This window comes from Nocardioides sp. YIM 152315, from assembly GCF_029210375.1.
Taxonomy (GTDB): domain Bacteria; phylum Actinomycetota; class Actinomycetes; order Propionibacteriales; family Nocardioidaceae; genus Nocardioides.
In genome coordinates this window covers 126876-143984 of record NZ_JARGER010000015.1, presented here as the reverse complement: position 1 = coordinate 143984, position 17109 = coordinate 126876, and the positions used below count along the sequence as shown (strand labels likewise).

18 protein-coding genes are annotated in these 17109 nt (G+C 72.6%); 15 read left to right on the top strand and 3 right to left on the bottom strand.

Going from position 1 to position 17109, the window contains the following annotated elements; all coding sequences use genetic code 11:
* Positions 1-3: 3 nt before the first annotated feature.
* The 3 genes from ffh (at position 4) to PZ894_RS04535 (ending at position 3492) form a co-directional block, all read left to right on the top strand.
* Positions 4-1578 (top strand): signal recognition particle protein, encoded by a 1575-nt coding sequence (gene ffh, locus PZ894_RS04545; protein ID WP_275742875.1) that lies wholly within the window; start codon positions 4-6, stop codon positions 1576-1578.
* A gap of 189 nt (positions 1579-1767) precedes the next feature.
* On the top strand, positions 1768-2136 hold the full coding sequence (locus tag PZ894_RS04540) for an NYN domain-containing protein (RefSeq protein ID WP_275742873.1): 369 nt from the start codon (positions 1768-1770) through the stop codon (positions 2134-2136).
* Between the two features lie 120 nt (positions 2137-2256).
* Positions 2257-3492: an MFS transporter gene (locus PZ894_RS04535; RefSeq protein WP_275742872.1), complete on the top strand. Its 1236-nt coding sequence runs from the start codon at positions 2257-2259 to the stop codon at positions 3490-3492.
* Positions 3493-3543: 51 nt separating this feature from the next.
* On the opposite strand, the gene PZ894_RS04530 is transcribed toward PZ894_RS04535, so the two are convergent.
* Positions 3544-4722 carry an ROK family transcriptional regulator gene (locus tag PZ894_RS04530; RefSeq protein WP_275742870.1) on the bottom strand — a complete coding sequence of 393 codons (1179 nt, stop codon included), beginning with the start codon at positions 4720-4722 and terminating at the stop codon, positions 3544-3546.
* 136 nt (positions 4723-4858) lie between these two features.
* Here PZ894_RS04530 and PZ894_RS04525 point away from each other — a divergent pair, with 136 nt between their 5' ends.
* Together PZ894_RS04525 and PZ894_RS04520 are read left to right on the top strand one after the other, a co-directional pair.
* Positions 4859-6910, top strand: a complete 2052-nt coding sequence (locus PZ894_RS04525; RefSeq protein WP_275742868.1) for a glycoside hydrolase family 3 protein — start codon at positions 4859-4861, stop codon at positions 6908-6910.
* 11 nt (positions 6911-6921) lie between these two features.
* Positions 6922-7998: an amidohydrolase family protein gene (locus PZ894_RS04520; RefSeq protein WP_275742866.1), complete on the top strand. Its 1077-nt coding sequence runs from the start codon at positions 6922-6924 to the stop codon at positions 7996-7998.
* Here the strand turns inward: PZ894_RS04520 and PZ894_RS04515 are convergent.
* Entirely contained in the window at positions 7957-8904 is a 948-nt protein-coding gene (locus PZ894_RS04515) for a response regulator (RefSeq protein WP_275742864.1), read from the bottom strand. The two genes, PZ894_RS04520 and PZ894_RS04515, sit on opposite strands and share 42 nt — an antisense overlap.
* A gap of 33 nt (positions 8905-8937) precedes the next feature.
* On the bottom strand, positions 8938-9564 hold the full coding sequence (locus tag PZ894_RS04510; RefSeq protein ID WP_275742862.1) for a hypothetical protein: 627 nt from the start codon (positions 9562-9564) through the stop codon (positions 8938-8940).
* 250 nt (positions 9565-9814) lie between these two features.
* Between PZ894_RS04510 and rpsP the strand changes: the two genes are divergently transcribed.
* From rpsP to PZ894_RS04460, 10 genes are all read left to right on the top strand, one after another.
* On the top strand, positions 9815-10351 hold the full coding sequence (gene rpsP, locus PZ894_RS04505) for a 30S ribosomal protein S16 (protein WP_275742860.1): 537 nt from the start codon (positions 9815-9817) through the stop codon (positions 10349-10351).
* Between the two features lie 5 nt (positions 10352-10356).
* Entirely contained in the window at positions 10357-10599 is a 243-nt protein-coding gene (locus tag PZ894_RS04500; protein ID WP_275742858.1) for an RNA-binding protein, read from the top strand.
* Between the two features lie 118 nt (positions 10600-10717).
* The gene (rimM, locus tag PZ894_RS04495) at positions 10718-11278 is read left to right on the top strand and encodes a ribosome maturation factor RimM (protein WP_275742856.1); all 561 of its coding nucleotides are present in this window, start codon (positions 10718-10720) and stop codon (positions 11276-11278) included.
* Positions 11279-11282: 4 nt separating this feature from the next.
* Entirely contained in the window at positions 11283-12458 is a 1176-nt protein-coding gene (gene trmD, locus PZ894_RS04490) for a tRNA (guanosine(37)-N1)-methyltransferase TrmD (protein WP_275742854.1), read from the top strand.
* 192 nt (positions 12459-12650) lie between these two features.
* The gene (rplS, locus tag PZ894_RS04485; protein ID WP_275742853.1) at positions 12651-13001 is read left to right on the top strand and encodes a 50S ribosomal protein L19; all 351 of its coding nucleotides are present in this window, start codon (positions 12651-12653) and stop codon (positions 12999-13001) included.
* A 121-nt stretch (positions 13002-13122) separates the two neighbouring features.
* Positions 13123-13914, top strand: a complete 792-nt coding sequence (lepB, locus tag PZ894_RS04480; protein WP_275742851.1) for a signal peptidase I — start codon at positions 13123-13125, stop codon at positions 13912-13914.
* A 19-nt stretch (positions 13915-13933) separates the two neighbouring features.
* Positions 13934-14641, top strand: coding sequence for a ribonuclease HII (locus PZ894_RS04475; RefSeq protein WP_275742850.1), 708 nt, complete (start codon positions 13934-13936; stop codon positions 14639-14641).
* Between the two features lie 70 nt (positions 14642-14711).
* Positions 14712-15020, top strand: a complete 309-nt coding sequence (locus PZ894_RS04470) for a DUF2469 domain-containing protein (RefSeq protein ID WP_056149176.1) — start codon at positions 14712-14714, stop codon at positions 15018-15020.
* A gap of 125 nt (positions 15021-15145) precedes the next feature.
* Positions 15146-15520, top strand: a complete 375-nt coding sequence (locus PZ894_RS04465) for a YraN family protein (protein ID WP_275742843.1) — start codon at positions 15146-15148, stop codon at positions 15518-15520.
* Positions 15520-17106, top strand: coding sequence for a YifB family Mg chelatase-like AAA ATPase (locus tag PZ894_RS04460; RefSeq protein ID WP_275742841.1), 1587 nt, complete (start codon positions 15520-15522; stop codon positions 17104-17106). Before PZ894_RS04465 ends, PZ894_RS04460 begins: the two co-directional genes overlap by 1 nt.
* Positions 17107-17109: the final 3 nt, after the last annotated feature.

The following is a 17109-nucleotide window of genomic DNA, read 5'->3' as shown; positions in this document are numbered from 1 at the left end:
ATCTTGTTCGCCACACTCTCCGACCGCCTCGCCGACACCTTCAAGAACCTCCGGGGCAAGGGTCGGCTCTCCGAGGCCGACATCGACGCGACCGCGCGCGAGATCCGGATCGCCCTGCTCGAGGCCGACGTCGCGCTGCCGGTGGTCAAGGAGTTCGTCGGCGCGGTCAAGGAGCGGGCGCGCGGCGAGGAGGTCAGCCAGGCGCTGAACCCCGCGCAGCAGGTCGTCAAGATCGTCGACGAGGAGCTCGTCGCGATCCTCGGCGGCGAGACGCGCCGGCTGCGATTCGCCAAGTCCGGTCCGACCGTGCTCATGCTCGCCGGCCTCCAGGGCGCCGGCAAGACGACGCTGGCCGCCAAGCTCGCCCTGTGGCTCAAGGAGCAGGGCAGGAGCCCGCTGCTCGTCGCCGCCGACCTGCAGCGTCCCAACGCCGTCAACCAGCTCCAGGTCAACGGTGAGCGCGTCGGCGTCAAGGTCTTCGCGCCGGAGCCCGGCAATGGCGTCGGAGACCCGGTGCGGGTCGCGCGCGACGCGGTCGAGGAGGCCAAGCGGACCCTCCACGACGTCGTCATCGTCGACACCGCCGGCCGCCTCGGCGTCGATGCCGAGATGATGAAGCAGGCCGCCGACATCCGCGACGCGGTCCAGCCCGACGAGGTGCTCTTCGTCGTCGACGCGATGATCGGTCAGGACGCCGTGACCACGGCGCAGGCGTTCCTCGACGGGGTCGGCTACGACGCCGTCGTGCTGACCAAGCTCGACGGCGACGCCCGCGGTGGCGCCGCGCTCTCGATCGCGTCGATCACCGGCAAGCCGGTCATGTTCGCCTCCAACGGCGAGAAGATGACCGACTTCGACCTCTTCCACCCCGACCGGATGGCCTCGCGGATCCTCGACATGGGCGACGTGATGACGCTCATCGAGCAGGCCGAGAAGGCCTTCGACGCCGAGCAGGCGGCCGCGGCCGCCGCCAAGCTCACCGGTCAGGGCGGGGAGTTCACCCTCGACGACTTCCTCGAGCAGATGCAGCAGGTCCGCAAGCTCGGCTCCATGTCGAAGATCATGGGGATGCTCCCCGGGATGGGCCAGTTCCGCGACCAGCTGGAGAACTTCGACGAGCGCGAGATCGACCGCATCCAGGCGATCATCCAGTCGATGACGCCGGCGGAGCGCGCCAACCCCAAGCTCATCGACGGCTCCCGGCGCGCGCGCATCGCCAAGGGCTCGGGCCGCCAGGTCTCCGACGTCAACCAGCTCGTCGACCGCTTCTTCGAGGCGCGCAAGATGATGCAGTCGATGGCGCGCGGCGGAGGGATCCCCGGGATGCCCGGCATGCCGGGCATGCCCGGCGCGGGCGGCAAGCGTGGCAGGTCGAAGCAGCAGCCCAAGAAGGGCAAGGGCAAGCGGGTCTCCGGCAACCCCGCCAAGGCCGCGCAGCAGGCCGCGGCGCAGAAGGAGAAGTCGGCCAGCGGCGGCGGCAACCCCTTCGGCACGCCCGCCGGCGAGGAGCCGATGGACTACGAGAAGGCCGCCGCGGCGCTGGACCTGCCGAAGGACTTCTCGAAGTACCTCAAGTGATCCAGCCGCTCGCCGGGTGTCGCTTCATCAAGGGATGAAGGCGGGCCTGCGCCTCCCTGGGCCAACTCGGCGAGGGAAGCGTGGGTTCCCCAAGGGGTGATGGCGAACCGTCGGCGCTCCGCCCCCGCGCAGGTTCGACCACATCCCTTGATGAAACAAGCAGCCCGAGCAGACGGCTAGTCTCGCCCCATGACCCAGGTCCTGGTCGTCGATGCCGCGAACGTCGTCGGCAGCCGCCCGGACGGCTGGTGGAAGGACCGCGCCGGTGCGGCGCGGCGCCTCCACGAGTCGCTGCTGGTCGCCGACACGGCGTACGACGAGATCGTGCTGGTGCTCGAGGGGCAGGCCAAGGGCGGGGTGAGGGCCGGGCGCGACGGACACGTGCGCACCGTGCACGCGCGGGGCGAGGGCGACGACACGATCGTCGCCGAGGCGCAGGCCGCGGCGCAGCGCGGCGACCGGGTCGTGGTCGTGACGGCCGACCGGCTCCTCCAGGCGCGGGTCGGTGGCGCGGGCGCCCAGGCGCTGGGCCCGAGCTGGTTGCTCGACCAGCTCTGAGCCGTCCCGACGAATGGGCACCGGCGACGACGGAGCCGTAGGATGGAGCCAGCTCAGGGTTTCACGCGTCTTGGAGGTGGGTTCGGCGCGTCGTATCGACGCACCCGAAAGGCCCACCCCGTGTCACCCCTCGCCTCCTACCGACGGCTCTTCGAGCTCGCGGGCACGCCGTACGTCGTCGTCGCGTTCGTCGCCCGGCTCCCACTGGCGATGAGCCAGCTCGGCACCCTCCTCCTCGTCGCCGGTGCGACCGGCAGCTACGGCCTCGGCGGACTGTCCGCCGGCGCGCTCGCGGTCGCCAACGCGGTCGGGGCTCCGTTCGCCGGCTCGCTCGCCGACCGCCTGGGCCAGCGCCACGTGGTGCTCGTCCAGTCGCTCGCCGGCGCCGCGTCGCTCACGCTGCTCGTCGGGCTCGTGCACACCGGCGCACCGGACGCCGCGGTCGTCGGCGTCGCCGCCCTCGCGGGCCTCACGATGCCCCAGGTCGGCCCGCTCGCGCGCGTGCGCTGGCGGCCGATCACGGCGCGCACCGGATCGCAGCAGCGCCGTCTCGTCGACGTGGCGTTCTCCTACGAGGGCGCCGCCGACGAGGCGTCGTTCGCCGTCGGCCCGGCCCTCGTCGGCGTCGGCGTGGTCGCGATCTCGCCCGGCGGTGCGCTGCTGCTCGCCGCGGGCATGCTGGCGGTCTTCGGCACGGCGTTCGCGCTGCACCGCACGGCCGCGACCGGCCACGGCGACGGCATCGCGCTGCCGACCGGCCGTCTCCTCACCCCGGTGCTGCTGGTGCTCGTCGCCGCCCAGCTGCTCATCGGCACGCTCTTCGGCGCCACCCAGACCGGCACCACCGTGCTCGCGACCGAGGCCGGCCAGCCCGGCGTGGCCGGTCTCGTGCACGCCACGCTCGGTCTGGGCAGTGCGGTCGCCGGCATCGCGACCGCGTTCATCCCCGACCGCTTCGGCCCGGAGCGGCGCATCCTCGTCGCCGCCGGTGCGCTCCTCGTGCTCTCGCTCCCGCTGCTGCTGGTCGACGGCCTGCCGGCGCTCGTCGCGGTCGTGGCCGTGCTCGGGTGCGCCGTCGCGCCGTTCATGATCGGCGTCTTCACCCTCGCCGAGCGCGTCGTCTCGCCGGCGCGGGTGGCCACGGCGATGACCGTGCTCGCCAGCGCCACCGGCCTCGGGTACGCCGTCGGCTCGACGATCGCCGGCCGGCTGGCCGACCACCACGGCTACACGGCCGCGTTCGCGGTGACCGTCTCGGCGATGGCCCTGGCGCTCACCCTGGTCGCCGCCGCCCAGCGGATGCTCCGCGCTGCGCTCGCACCCTCGGCGTCCGCGCCCGACCTGGTTGCCGCCTAGACGAGTTGTTCCAAGGGGTCGCGCAGCGTGCGAGCCCCTGGAGTGAGTCGGCTAGCCCACGCCCTGGCCCACCGCCACCCGCGCGATCGCCAGCGACACCGCGCCGACGACCTCGGCGCGGTCGCCGAGCTCGCCGGGGACGACCCGCACCGCGCCGGCGGCGTCGGGCTGGGCGTAGCGGTCGATGGCCGAGCGCACGCCGGCCGCCAGCGACGCCGACCTGCCGAGCGAGCCCCCGAGCACCACGGCCTCCGGGTTGAGCCCGTTGCACAGGTCGGCGAGGGCGCGACCGACCGCGCGGCCGGCGTCGTCGAGCACCCGCCGCACCCCGGCATCGTCCGCCGCGTCGAGCTCGAGCACGCTGTCGACCGACAGCTCCTCGTCGTACGCCGGCTGCAGGAGCGCCAGCAGGCGGGGCGCGGCGACGACCGTCTCGAGGCAGCCGCGGTTGCCGCACCGGCAGACCAGGCCGTCCTCGCCGACCTGGACGTGGCCGATCTCGCCGGCGATGCCGCTGGTGCCGCGGTGCAGCCGGCCGCCGAGGACGATCCCGGCGCCGAGGCCGCTGGCGAGCTTCACGTAGACCACGTCGGCGGCGCCCCGGGCGGCGCCGCCGCCCAGCTCCGCGAGAGCGCCGAGGTTGGCGTCGTTGTCGGCGAAGACCGCGACGTCGAGCCGGCGGCGCAGCTCGTCGGCGGGGGAGAGGTGCCGCCAGCCGGGCATGATCCCCGTGCGGATCCGCGCCGAGCGGCGGTCGAGCGGGGCGGGCACGCACATCCCGGCTCCGAGCAGCTCGGTGCGGTCGACGCCGGCGGTGGCCAGCCCACCGCGGACCATCCGGGCGGCACGGTCGAGCGCGTCGGTGCCGTGGGTGTCGACGTCGAGCGACGCACTCTCCTCGGCGAGCACCAGGCCCGCACGGTCGGCGACCGCGACGCGGATGTGCCCGTGCCCGATGTCGACGCCGGCGACCACGCCGTGGGGAGTGCTCAGCGCGACCAGGTGGGGCGGCCGGCCGCTCCCGCCCTTGTGCGGACGGCCGCGGTCGGCGGTCTCGACGATGTGGCCGGTCCCGATCAGGTCGCCGACCAGGCTGGAGATCGTGGTGCGCGAGAGCCCGGTGCCGCGGGCGAGGTCCGCCCGGCTCATCGGTCCCTCGCTGGCGAGCAGCCCCGTGATCGCCCGGCGATGAGTCTCGCGCAGCCGCTCGAGCGCGCCCACGGTGACCATCCCCGCAGCCTAGGAGAGTTCATCCGGGAAGTGAACAAACAAGCGGCGTTCTGCGCTTCTTTACGCATTGACCCGGACGAAGCGCCGTTCCTAGCGTGACCTCCATCACCCCTTGGTCTCGGCAAGGAGAGGTCCCATGTCCCCACGCTCCCCTCGGCGACGCCGCGCCGCGCTCGCCGCTCTCGCGGGCGGTGCGCTCGCCGTCGCGTTGCTCCAGCCCCTCGCCCCCGCCGCCGGGGACGAGACGCTGCCCTACCAGGACCGGTCGCTGCGCACCTCCGCCCGCGTCGCCGACCTGCTCGGCCGGATGACGCTCGCCGAGAAGATCGGTCAGATGACCCAGGCGGAGCGGATCGACGTCGACGCGGACCCGTCGCTCGTCACCGACAACCTGCTCGGCAGCGTGCTGTCCGGCGGCGGGTCCGTGCCCGACCCCAACACGCCCGAGGCATGGGCCGACATGGTCGACCGCTACCAGGCGGCGGCGCTCGACACCCGGCTCGGCATCCCGCTCATCTACGGCGTCGACTCGGTCCACGGCCACGCCAACCTCCACGGCGCGACGGTCTTCCCCCACAACATCGGCCTGGGCGCGACCCGCGATCCGAGGCTCGTCGAGCGCATCGGTCACATCGTGGCCGAGGAGACCCGGGCGTCCGGACCGCAGTGGGCCTTCGCGCCGTGCATCTGCGTCGCCCGCGACGACCGCTGGGGCCGCACGTACGAGAGCTTCGGGGAGAGCCCCAGGCTGGTGGCCTCGATGGAGACGATCATCGACGGCCTCCAGGGCCGGCGCGGCCAGCTCGACGACTCCGACCGGGTGCTCGCGTCGGCGAAGCACTTCGCGGGCGACGGCCTCACGACGTACGACGAGTCGAAGGCCGGTACCGGCGCCTACCCGATCGACCAGGGCATCAGCGAGGTGTCCCGCGACGACTTCGCCGAGCTCGCACTCGCGCCGTACGTGCCCGCGATCAGGAAGCACGGCGTCGGCTCCGTGATGCCGTCCTTCTCCAGCGTCGACTGGACCGAGGACGGCCTGGGCAACCCGGTCAAGATGCACGCCAGCGAGGAGCTGATCACGGGGTGGCTCAAGGAGCAGCAGCGCTTCCGGGGCTTCGTCATCTCGGACTGGCGGGCGATCCGACAGCTGCCCGGCACCTACCGCGACCAGGTGAGGGCGTCGGTGCTCGCCGGCGTCGACATGTTCATGGAGCCGATCCAGGCACCGAACAACCCGACCGGCTGGGACGAGTTCATCCCGACCCTGACCGACCTCGTCGACGACGGCGAGGTCCCGATGAGCCGCATCGACGACGCCGTCGCCCGGATCCTGAGGGCCAAGTTCGACCTCGGTCTCTTCGAGCACCCGTTCACCGACCGGCGCCACCTCGACGACGTCGGCAGCCGTGCGCACCGCGCCGTCGCTCGCCAGGCCGTGGCCGAGAGCCAGGTGCTGCTGCGCAACCGGCACCGCACGCTGCCGCTGCGCAAGCACGACGACGTGTACGTCGCCGGCTCCAACGCCGACAACATCGGCAACCAGGCCGGCGGCTGGACGCTCACCTGGCAGGGTGGCTCGACGAACGTCATCCCGGGCGACACGATCGTCGACGGCATCGAGGACGCCACCCGTGGCGACGTCGTCTTCAGCCAGGACGCCAGCGCCCCGGTGCCGTCCGACGCGGAGGGGATCGTGGTCGTGGGCGAGACGCCGTACGCCGAGGGCTTCGGCGACGTCGGCGGCCCGCAGTGGGCCTACGACCCGGGTGACGCCGGCGTCCCGCGCCCCGCGCAGACCATGAGGCTCAGCGCCGCCGACACGCAGGCCGTCGAGACCGTCTGCGCCGCCGCGGCGTCGTGCACCGTGCTGGTGGTCTCGGGCCGCCCGCTGGAGATCCCGGCGGACCTGCTCGCGCAGACCGATGCGCTCGTCGCGTCCTGGCTGCCGGGCAGCGAGGGCGACGGCGTGGCCGACGTGCTGTTCGGCAGGCGTCCCTTCACCGGCGAGCTGCCCGTCACCTGGCCGCGCACCGTCGAGCAGGAGCCGATCAACATCGGCGACGCCGACTACGACCCGCTCTACCGCTACGGGTTCGGCCTGCGCACCCGGACCGGCCACCACCACGGGCACCCTCACCACGGGCACGGGCACGGGCACGGGCACGGTGACCACCGACACCGGTAGCGTCCGGGAGCATGACCGCTCCCGCGCTGAAGTTCTCCGGACCGGTGCTCCCCGACGGCGAGCGGCGTGAGCTGTACGTCGTCGGGGGGACGGTCACCTACGAGCCGGTCTCCGGTGCCGAGCGCGCCGTCGACGGCTGGATCGTCCCGGGGCTCGTCGACGCCCACTGCCACCTCGGGCTCGGCGAGGAGGGTGCGATCAGCGACGAGGAGACCGAGCAGCAGGCGGTCGAGGACCGCGACGGCGGCACGCTCCTCATCCGCGACTGCGGCTCACCGGTCGACACGCGCTGGGTGCAGGAGCGGGAGGACCTCCCTCGGCTGATCCGGGCCGGCCGCCACATCGCGCGCACCAGGCGCTACCTGCGCAACTACGCCCACGAGGTCGAGCCGGGCGACCTCACGGCGACCGTCGCCCGGGAGGCCCGGCGCGGCGACGGCTGGGTCAAGCTGGTGGGCGACTGGATCTCACGGGAGGACGGCGACCTGATGCCGTCGTTCCCGGCCGAGGACTTCGCGGCCGCCATCCGGGTCGCACACGAGCACGGCGCGCAGGTGACCGCCCACTGCTTCGGCCGCGACGTCCTCACCGGTCTGCTGGAGGCCGGCATCGACTGCATCGAGCACGGCACCGGCCTCGACGAGAGCCACCTCGCGCTGATGGCGGAGCGCGGCGTCGCGCTGGTGCCGACCGTGATGCAGACCGAGAAGTTCCCCGAGTACGCCTGGGCCGCGCGGGGCCGGTTCCCCGACTACGCCCGCACCATGACCGACCTCTTCGTGCACCGCCGCGACACCCTGATGGCGGCGTACGACGCGGGTGTGCCGCTCTACGCCGGCTCCGACAACGGCGGCGTCAGCCGGCACGGCAACCTGGCCGGCGAGGTGATCGGCCTCGCCGCGATGGGGCTGCCGCGCGAGTACGCACTGGGCGCCGCGTCCTGGCGCGCCCGGGAGTGGCTGGGCTGGAACGCCGGGCTCACCGAGGGGGCACCGGCCGACTTCGTCGTCTACGACGCCGACCCGCTGACGGACCTGTCCGTCCTGCTACGCCCCGCCTGCGTCGTCCTGCGCGGGCGCGTCGTCTGAGGCGGGCTGCACCAGCCGGTACTTGTCGCGCGGCAGCACCTGGAACCAGCGCGGCCGCGGTCCGTCGTCCTTGATCCCGGCCCGCAGGCCGTCCATCAGCCACGCGATCCAGCGCTCGTCCTGACGGTGCGGGGTGGTGGAGGTCTCCTCGGTCTCCCCACGCACCCGCAGCGCGAGCTGCCGGGCGCTGAGGGTCCGGCTGCCGACGTACATCAGCACCTCGAGGAGGTCGACCTGGTCCTGTGGCAGGTCGACGAGCCGGTCGTCGACGACCACGATGCCGCGCGCCGGGTTGATCCGCAGGCCCCGGAACTCCACCCATCCGCCCACGAAGCGCATGCCGACCTCGAGCATGCCCTCGCGGCCGTCCTTGCCGGTCTCCGCGTCCTCCTCGTCGGCGACGTCGGCCGTGACGGGGGCGCCGGCGGCGACCTGGCGCAGGAACTCCGAGCGCGCGGTGTCCTCCGCCGCGGGCGCCCAGGCCGCCGGCGGCTGCTGCTGCGCACCGTCGGCGCCCTCGACCGCCGGGCGCCGCGCGACCGCCGCGAGGCGGGCCCGCAGCTCGACCGGCCGGATCGGCTTCGGGACGTAGTCGTCGGCACCCGCGTCGAAGCCGGCGAGGATGTCGGTCTCCTGCGAGCGGCTGCTGATGATGACGATGTACGTCGCGCTGAAGTCACGGATGCGACGCGTCGCCTCCAGGCCGTCCATCCCCGGCATCGTCACGTCGATCGTGGCGAGGACCGGCCGGTGCTCCTGTGCCAGGGCGATGCCGTCGGCGGCGTTGTCGGCGCTGAGAACGGCGAACCCGGCCTGCGTCAGCACGACCTCGAGCAGGTCGACGGTGTCCTGGTCGTCCTCGATGATCAGCGCGACCGGACGTGCGTTCCCCGAGCCATCTGACACGCGACGGAGTATCACAGGATCAGGGGCGCAATGTCAGGATTTCGGGCGCGCCGGGCGGGTGGCCCACAGCACCCCGGTGACGATCAGCGTCGCGAGACCGAAGAGGCCGAAGAGCGCCGGGACCGCGATCGTGGCGACGAGCCCACCGACGAAGCCACCCACGCTCGGGGCCGGCCCGATCTCGACCTTCCCCCACCCCATCGTCCAGTCCGGGTCGCCGCTCGCGTCGGACTGGAGGGTGCAGGTCACCTCGAGCTCACCCGAGCCCGGGTCGAAGCGGTACGCCGCGACCCGGTCGCCGTCGCCGGTGTCTCGGCTGAACTGGCTGGTGACCGGCCGCAGGCGGATCTCCTCGCCGGTCGCGGTGTCGACGATCCGGCACCCGGGGTCGAAGACGTCCTCGTCGCGCCACAGCATCCGGTCGCCGTCGGTGTCCACGGTCACGGTGTGCGGCTGGCCGTCCGCCGGGACGCTCGCGTCGGTGGTGAAGAACGCCGCGAGCGTCCAGATGAAGAGCGCGACGCCGGCGGCCAGGCCGACGACGATCAGGCCGCCCCCGACCAGGAACCACGCCCAGCTCGGGCGATACTTCTGGGGGCGCGGCGGCGGCGCCGGCGGATAGCCCGACGGCGTCGGGTACGACGGCGGCGGCTGGCTCATTCGGGGTCCCCGCGAAATCGTGGTCTGGAGGAGCGAAGCGGGGCAAGGCCGCGACTTCGTGGGGTGTTCATGAGGTCGACTGTGCCCGATTTTCTCGTGGCGTGCCCGGTCTGGCAGACTTGGCCGCTGAGTCCTGCGCGCCCGGACCCTCTCACCCGGTCGACGCAGAGCCCATCGAGGACACCGCTCCTGGTCCCCACCCGGTCCGCGGTCCCTCACCACACACAACTTCCGAGGAGACACCACAAACGTGGCCGTCAAGATCCGTTTGAAGCGCCTGGGCAAGGTCCGGGTGCCGCAGTACCGCATCGTCGTCGTCGACTCGCGCAAGAAGCGCGACGGCAGGGTGATCGAGGAGATCGGCAAGTACCACCCCAAGGAGAGCCCGTCGTACATCGACGTCGTCTCCGACCGGGTCGCGTACTGGCTCGGTGTCGGCGCGCAGCCGTCCGACGCCGTCGCCAAGATCCTGACCATCACCGGCGACTGGCAGAAGTTCAAGGGCTACACCGGCACCGAGGGCACCCTCAAGGTCGCCGAGTCGAAGCCGGACAAGCTGGCGATCTTCAACGAGGCGCTCAAGGAGGCCGCGAGCGAGCCCAAGGGCGACGCCGTGACCAAGAAGGCCGCCGCGAAGAAGTCGACCACCAAGAAGGTCGAGGAGGCGCCCGCCGAGGAGGCCGCTCCGGTCCCGGCCGCGGAGACGCCCGAGGGCGCGACCGCCGACGCCGAGGCCGCGGAGGCCGCCGAGAAGCCGGCGACCGACCCGACCGAGGCGGACAACTGAGCGCGATGCTCGCCGAGGCGCTCGAGCACCTGGTGCGCGGCGTCGTCGACCACCCCGACGACGTGCGCGTCCAGGACAAGCAGCTGCGTCGCGGCTCGATCCTCGAGGTGCGGGTGCACCCCGACGACCTCGGCAAGGTCATCGGCCGCGGCGGCCGCACCGCCACCGCGTTCCGCACCGTCGTGTCCGCCCTCGCGGGCCGCGGCGGGGCGCGGATCGACTTCGTCGACGTCGACCGCCGGCGCTGACGCGCTGCACGACTGCTTCTCGACGCTGACCCGCCCGAAAGTTTCGGGCGGGTCAGCGTCATTTGGGTGGCGGCATCCGCTTCGTCGTCCTCGACCCCCAGCCCCTACGCTGAACCCCGTGGAGAGCGGCGCGGAGACCATCGACGTCCTGGTCGGCCGGATCGGCAAGCCGCACGGCATCCGCGGCGACGTCACCGTCGACGTGCGCACCGACGAGCCCGAGCGTCGCTTCGCGCCCGGGTCGGTGCTCGCGGTCGAGGCACCGCGCGGATCGGCGACCGGTCTGCGCTCACTCACCGTGACCGGCACCAGGTGGCACCAGTCGGCGCTGCTGATCCGCTTCGAGGAGATCCCCGACCGCAACGCCGCCGAGGCGGCGCGCGGCATCCTGCTGCACGCCGAGATCCCGGTCGACGCGTCGCCGGAGGACCCCGACGAGTTCTACGACCACCAGCTGGTCGGGCTCGCGGCGTACGACGAGGCCGGGGCGCACCTCGGCGAGGTCAGCGGGCTCGTCCACGGCGGCGCGCAGGACCTGCTGACCGTGCGCACCCGCGACGGTCGCGACGCGCTGGTGCCCTTCGTCAAGGCACTGGTGCCGGAGGTCGACCTGGTCGGTGCGCGGGTCGTCATCGCCGACCGTCCCGGCCTGGTGTCGCCGCTTCCCGAGGACGAGTGAGCCAGTGACGAGCGAGCCAGTGCAGATCGACATCGTCACGATCTTCCCCGACTACCTCGCCCCGCTCGAGCTGTCCCTCGCGGGCAAGGCGCGGGAGCGCGGCCTGATCGACGTGATGGTCCACGACCTGCGGCGGTGGACCCACGACCGACACCGCACCGTCGACGACACGCCGTACGGCGGCGGCGCCGGCATGGTGATGAAGCCCGAGCCCTGGGGCGAGGCCCTCGACCACCTCGTGATCGAGGGCGCCACGGTGGTCGTGCCGACGCCGTCGGGTCGGCGGCTGACCCAGGCGCTCGCACGCGACCTGGCCGCCCGAAAGCGTCTGGTCTTCCTCTGCGGCCGCTACGAGGGCATCGACCAGCGGGTGCTCGACGAGGCGGCCGCCCGCACCGAGGTCGTCGAGGTCTCGCTCGGCGACTACGTCCTCAACGGGGGAGAGGTCGCCGCGCTCGCCATCACCGAGGCCGTCGTGCGACTCGTGCCGGGCTTCATGGGCAACGCCGCCTCGCTCGAGGAGGAGTCGCACGAGGACGGCCTGCTGGAGTACCCCGTCTACACCAAGCCCGCGACCTGGCGGGGCCACGACGTGCCGCCCGTGCTGCTGTCCGGCGACCACGCCGCGATCGCGGCGTGGCGGCGCGACCAGGCGGTCCGGCGTACGGCGGAGCGGCGGCCGGACCTCGTCTCGGCGTCGGTCCTGCTGGACGGCGTCGAGATCCGGCCCGTCGACCCCGCCGACGCCGGTGAGCTGCTCGTGCTGCAGCTCGCGTGCTGGGTGGCCGAGCAGCACGACAACCCGGGCGTGCGCATCCCCGCCCTGCACGAGACGCTCGACGACGTCCGCGGGTGGCTGGTGCGCGACACGGTGCTGGTCGCCCGCGCCGCCGGCCGGCTGGTCGGCGCGGTGCGCGCCTCGCTCGACGGCGAGTCGTGGGAGGTCGGCCGGCTGATGGTCGCGCCCGACCTGGCCGGGCGCGGGCTCGGCCGCGCGCTCCTGGAGCGCATCGAGGCGCTGGCGCCAGCCGCGGCCACGACGTACTCGCTCTTCACCGGCGCCGGCAGCACCCGCAACCAGCGGATGTACAAGAAGGCCGGCTACCGCCTCCGCGGCGAGATCGAGCCGGGCGTCGTGCGGATGACGAAGAAGGTGACCCAGCGGATTTCCCGGGGGTGAGAGCCCTGTGGCAGACTTGACCCTCGGTCCAGCCGGCCAAACAAGGATCGCCCGGAGGAAGTCTCCTGTGGGGGTCCGCACCGCCTCCTGCCACAGGGGGAGCGCGGCGCCGCCGGCCGGTGAGGCTGGATCACCCAACTGCATCACCATCCCCGTACCGCGGCTGACCTGTGGCACCCGCGAGGAGAGACAATGAGCAACGTCATCGCCGATCTCGGCAGCGCGATCAAGCGCACCGACCTCCCGGAGTTCCGCTCCGGTGACACCGTCAAGGTGCACGTGAAGGTCGTCGAGGGCAACCGGTCCCGAATCCAGGTCTTCCAGGGCGTCGTGATCCGCATCCACGGCTCCGGCGTCGGTCGCACCTTCACCGTCCGCAAGGTCTCCTTCGGCGTCGGTGTCGAGCGGACCTTCCCGCTGAACTCCCCGATCTTCGAGCAGATCGAGGTCGTCACCCGCGGTGACGTCCGCCGCGCGAAGCTCTACTACCTGCGCAACCTGCGCGGCAAGAAGGCCAAGATCAAGGAGCGCCGCGAGTCCTGAGCGCCTACGCTCGGACCGTGACTTCCGAGGACCGCGATCCCGCCGGGGATCGCGGTCTTCGTGCGTCTCGGGCCAACGTCTACTCTGGGGCGTGGCTTCCGACGATCACGATGGCGAGGGCATGAGCACCACGGATGAACCCACGACGAACGCGGAGTCACCCGACGGCAGCGGACAGTCCGGCGGGACGCCCAGACGGCGCCGGAAGTCGAAGAAGCACCTGCCGGTGTGGCAGGAGACGATCCTGCTGCTCGGCATCGCGCTGGTGCTGGCGATCCTCATCAAGGCGCTGTTCGTGCAGGCGTTCTACATCCCCTCGGAGTCCATGGAGCCCGGGCTGGTGAAGAACGACCGGATCCTGGTGGAGAAGCCGTCGTACTGGTTCGACGGCCCCGAGCGCGGTGACGTCGTGGTGTTCAAGGACCCGGGTGGCTGGCTCAACGGCGAGGAGGCCGCAGGACCCGAGAGCCCCGTCGCCAAGGTGCTGTCGAAGGTCGGCCTCTATCCGACGGGCGGTCACCTGGTGAAGCGGGTGATCGGCGTCGCCGGCGACACCATCGAGTGCTGCGACGACCAGGGTCGGCTGACGGTCAACGGACAGCCGCTCAACGAGGAGGACTACGCCCGGCTCGGCGGGGCGGAGTGCTACGGCCCGATGGTCAACGACTGCAGCAAGGACTGGGAGGTCGGGCCGATCCCGGACGGCCGGATCTTCGTGATGGGCGACAACCGCAGCAACTCGGCGGACTCGTCGTTCCACATGTGCAAGCCCGACCAGACCGACTGCACGAAGAACCCGTACGTCGAGACCGACGACGTGGTCGGCAAGGTCTTCGTGCTGCTGTGGCCCAGCGATCGCTTCGAGGTCCTGCACCGTCCCGACACCTTCGCGGACGTGCCGGACGCCGGTTGACCTCGGCGGAGCTGGACCGATGAGCGAGCTGCCCCGCGGCGCGACCGTCCGGAGGGACGCCGGCCTCTACGGCTACGAGCGTGCCCTCCGGCGGCACGGCATCGACCACATCGCCGGCGTCGACGAGGCGGGCCGCGGTGCCTGCGCGGGTCCGCTGGTCGCCGGCGCGGCGATCCTGCCGCCCGGCAAGGCGGGCATCGTCCCGGGGCTCGCCGACTCCAAGCTGCTCACCGAGAAGGCACGGGAGCGCTGCTACGAGCAGGTCGTCAAGCGCGCCCTGGCCTGGTCGGTGGTCGTGATCTCCCACGGTGAGTGCGACCGGCTCGGCATGCACGTGGCGAACGTCGAGGCGCTGCGGCGCGCCGTCGCCCTGCTGGACCTGCCGCCGGCGTACGTGCTCACCGACGGGTTCCCCGTCGACGGGCTCGGCGTGCCCGGGCTGGCCGTCTGGAAGGGCGACCGGGTGGCCGCGTGCATCGCGGCCGCGTCGGTGCTGGCCAAGGTCACCCGAGACCGGATCATGACCGACCTCGACGCCGAGTGGCCGGCGTACGACTTCAAGACGCACAAGGGCTACATCACCGACGTGCACACCGCGGCGCTCACCGAGCACGGGCCGTCGCCGATCCACCGGATGCGCTTCGTCAACGTCCGGCGCGCCGCGGGCCTCGAGCCCGGCGTGGGCGAGCTCGGCCTCGAGCCCGCGGGGATAGAGTCGCCTCTGTGAACACGCCACGAAAGCGCGCGACGGGAGCGCTTCGCGCGGAGGCACGCAACCGCTGGGACCCCGGAACAGCATGAGCGCGGAGGACCTCGAGAAGTACGAGACCGAGATGGAGCTGACGCTCTACCGGGAGTACCGCGACGTCGTCGGCATCTTCAAGTACGTCGTCGAGACCGACCGCCGCTTCTACCTGTGCAACCAGGTGGACGTGAAGGCACGCACCGAGGCCGGGGACGTGTTCTTCGAGGTGTCGATGAGCGACGCGTGGGTGTGGGACATGTACCGGCCCGCCCGCTTCGCCAAGAACGTCAAGGTCCTCACCTTCAAGGACGTCAACGTCGAGGAGCTCAGCCCCACGGAGATCGACCTCCCCAAGAGCTGACCCGCCGCTCACGAGCCGCTCTCCGTCCACAGGACGTGCTCGGACGGCGTTCTCCACAGCCGCCCCGCCCGACGCCGTCGATCGTCCCCTCCTACCGCCACGCTGGCAGTCAGGAGGTCACGGACATGACTGGATCGGCGACGACGACGCGGCAGCGGGCGCTCGGTGACTACGGCGAGCGGCTCGCCGAGCGACACCTGGTGGAGCAGGGGATGGTCGTGCTCGACCGCAACTGGCGGTGCGAGGCGGGGGAGATCGACCTGGTGCTGCGCGAGGGCGACGTGCTGGTGGTCTGCGAGGTCAAGACCCGCACGACCGTCGACTACGGCACCCCGCACGAGGCGGTCGGCGCCACCAAGCTCGACAGGCTGCTCCGACTCGCGACGCGGTGGCAGGCGGCGCAGGGCCTGGCGGTCCCTGACGTCCGGGTCGACCTCGTCGCGGTGCTGCGGCCGCGGCGCGGACCGGCGACGGTCGACCACGTGCGAGGGATCGGCTGATGCCGTTCGCCACCGCCCACACCGTCTCGCTGCACGGCGCGGTGGGCCACCTCATCGACGTGCAGACGGACGTCTCGCCAGGACAGGTCGGGGTGACCATGGTCGGCCGCGCCGACACCACGATCAACGAGGCGCGCGACCGGTGCCGCATGGCCATCATCAACAGCCACCTCGACTGGCCGGGGACGCGGCGGATCACGATCCTGCTCTCGCCGGCCGACCTGTTGAAGAGCGGGACCCACTTCGACCTCGCCGTCGCCGTCTCCGTCCTCGCTGCCGCGGGCTCGATCCCGGTCGGATCCCTCACGAGCGCCGCGTTCGTCGGCGAGCTCACCCTCGACGGCAACCTGCGCCCGGTGGCCGGGGTGCTGCCGATGGTGCTGGCGGCGGCCGAACGCGGCATCGGGGCCGTGTTCGTGCCCGAGCCGCAGGCCGCGGAGGCGGCCATGGTCCCCGACATGAGCGTCATCGGCGTGCGGTCGCTCGCCCAGGTGGTCGCGGTGCTGCGCGACGAGGAGGTCCCGGACGCGGCGCCGGTCGCGCCGTTGTCCGGGGCACCGCTGCTGGCCTGGCGAGGTCAGGAGCGGCTCGACGAGCTCGACCTCGCCGACCTGCTCGGCGTCGACGACGCGCGGTACGCCGTCGAGGTCGCGGCCGCAGGCGGTCACCACCTGCTCCTGTCCGGACCGAAGGGCTCCGGCAAGACCAGCCTGGCCGAACGCGTCCCCGGCATCCTGCCCGACCTCGCCCAGGACGAGTCGCTCGAGCTCAGCGCGATCTGCTCGCTGGCCGGCACCCTCGACCCGGCGGCCGGCATGCTGGTCCGGCCGCCGTTCTCGGCGCCGCACCACGACGCCAGCAAGGCGAGCATCATCGGTGGCGGGTCGGGCGCCGTGCGCCCGGGGGAGGTGAGCCGGGCACACGGCGGCGTGCTCTTCCTCGACGAGTTCCCGCTCTTCCGCTCCGACGTGATCGAGGCGCTGCGCCAGCCGCTGGAGAGCGGCGACGTGACCGTCGCCCGCCGCGACGAGTCGGTGACGCTCCCCGCTCGGGGCATGGTCGTGCTCGCCTGCAACCCGTGTCCCTGCGGCGACTTCAGCGGCGACGTCCGGCTCAACCGGTGCACGTGCCGGGAGGTGCAGCGCCGCGACTACCGCAACAAGGTGACCGGGCCGGTCGCCGACCGCGTCGACATCGTGCGGCACCTGCCGCCGCTGCGCAGGCGCGACGCGGTGGCCGACACGGAGCGGCCCGAGTCGTCCGCGCAGGTGCGCGCCCGGGTGGTGGCGGCGCGGGCCCGTCAGGCCGAGCGCTACGCCCCGGAGAGCTGGCGCCTCAACGGGCACGCGCCCGGGCCCGTGCTGCGCGAGCGCTGGCCGCTCACCAAGGCCGGCCAGCGGGCCGTCGACGACCAGCTCTACGCCGGCCGGTTGAGCCGACGCGGCGCGACCCGGGTCCATCGGCTCGCGTGGACGATCGCCGACCTGCGGCGCGTGGACCACCCGGGGATCGACGAGGTCGAGACCGCGCTGCGTCTTCGCACCGGTGAGCCGCTGCTGCTCCAGATGCTCGAGCGGGTCTCATGAGCA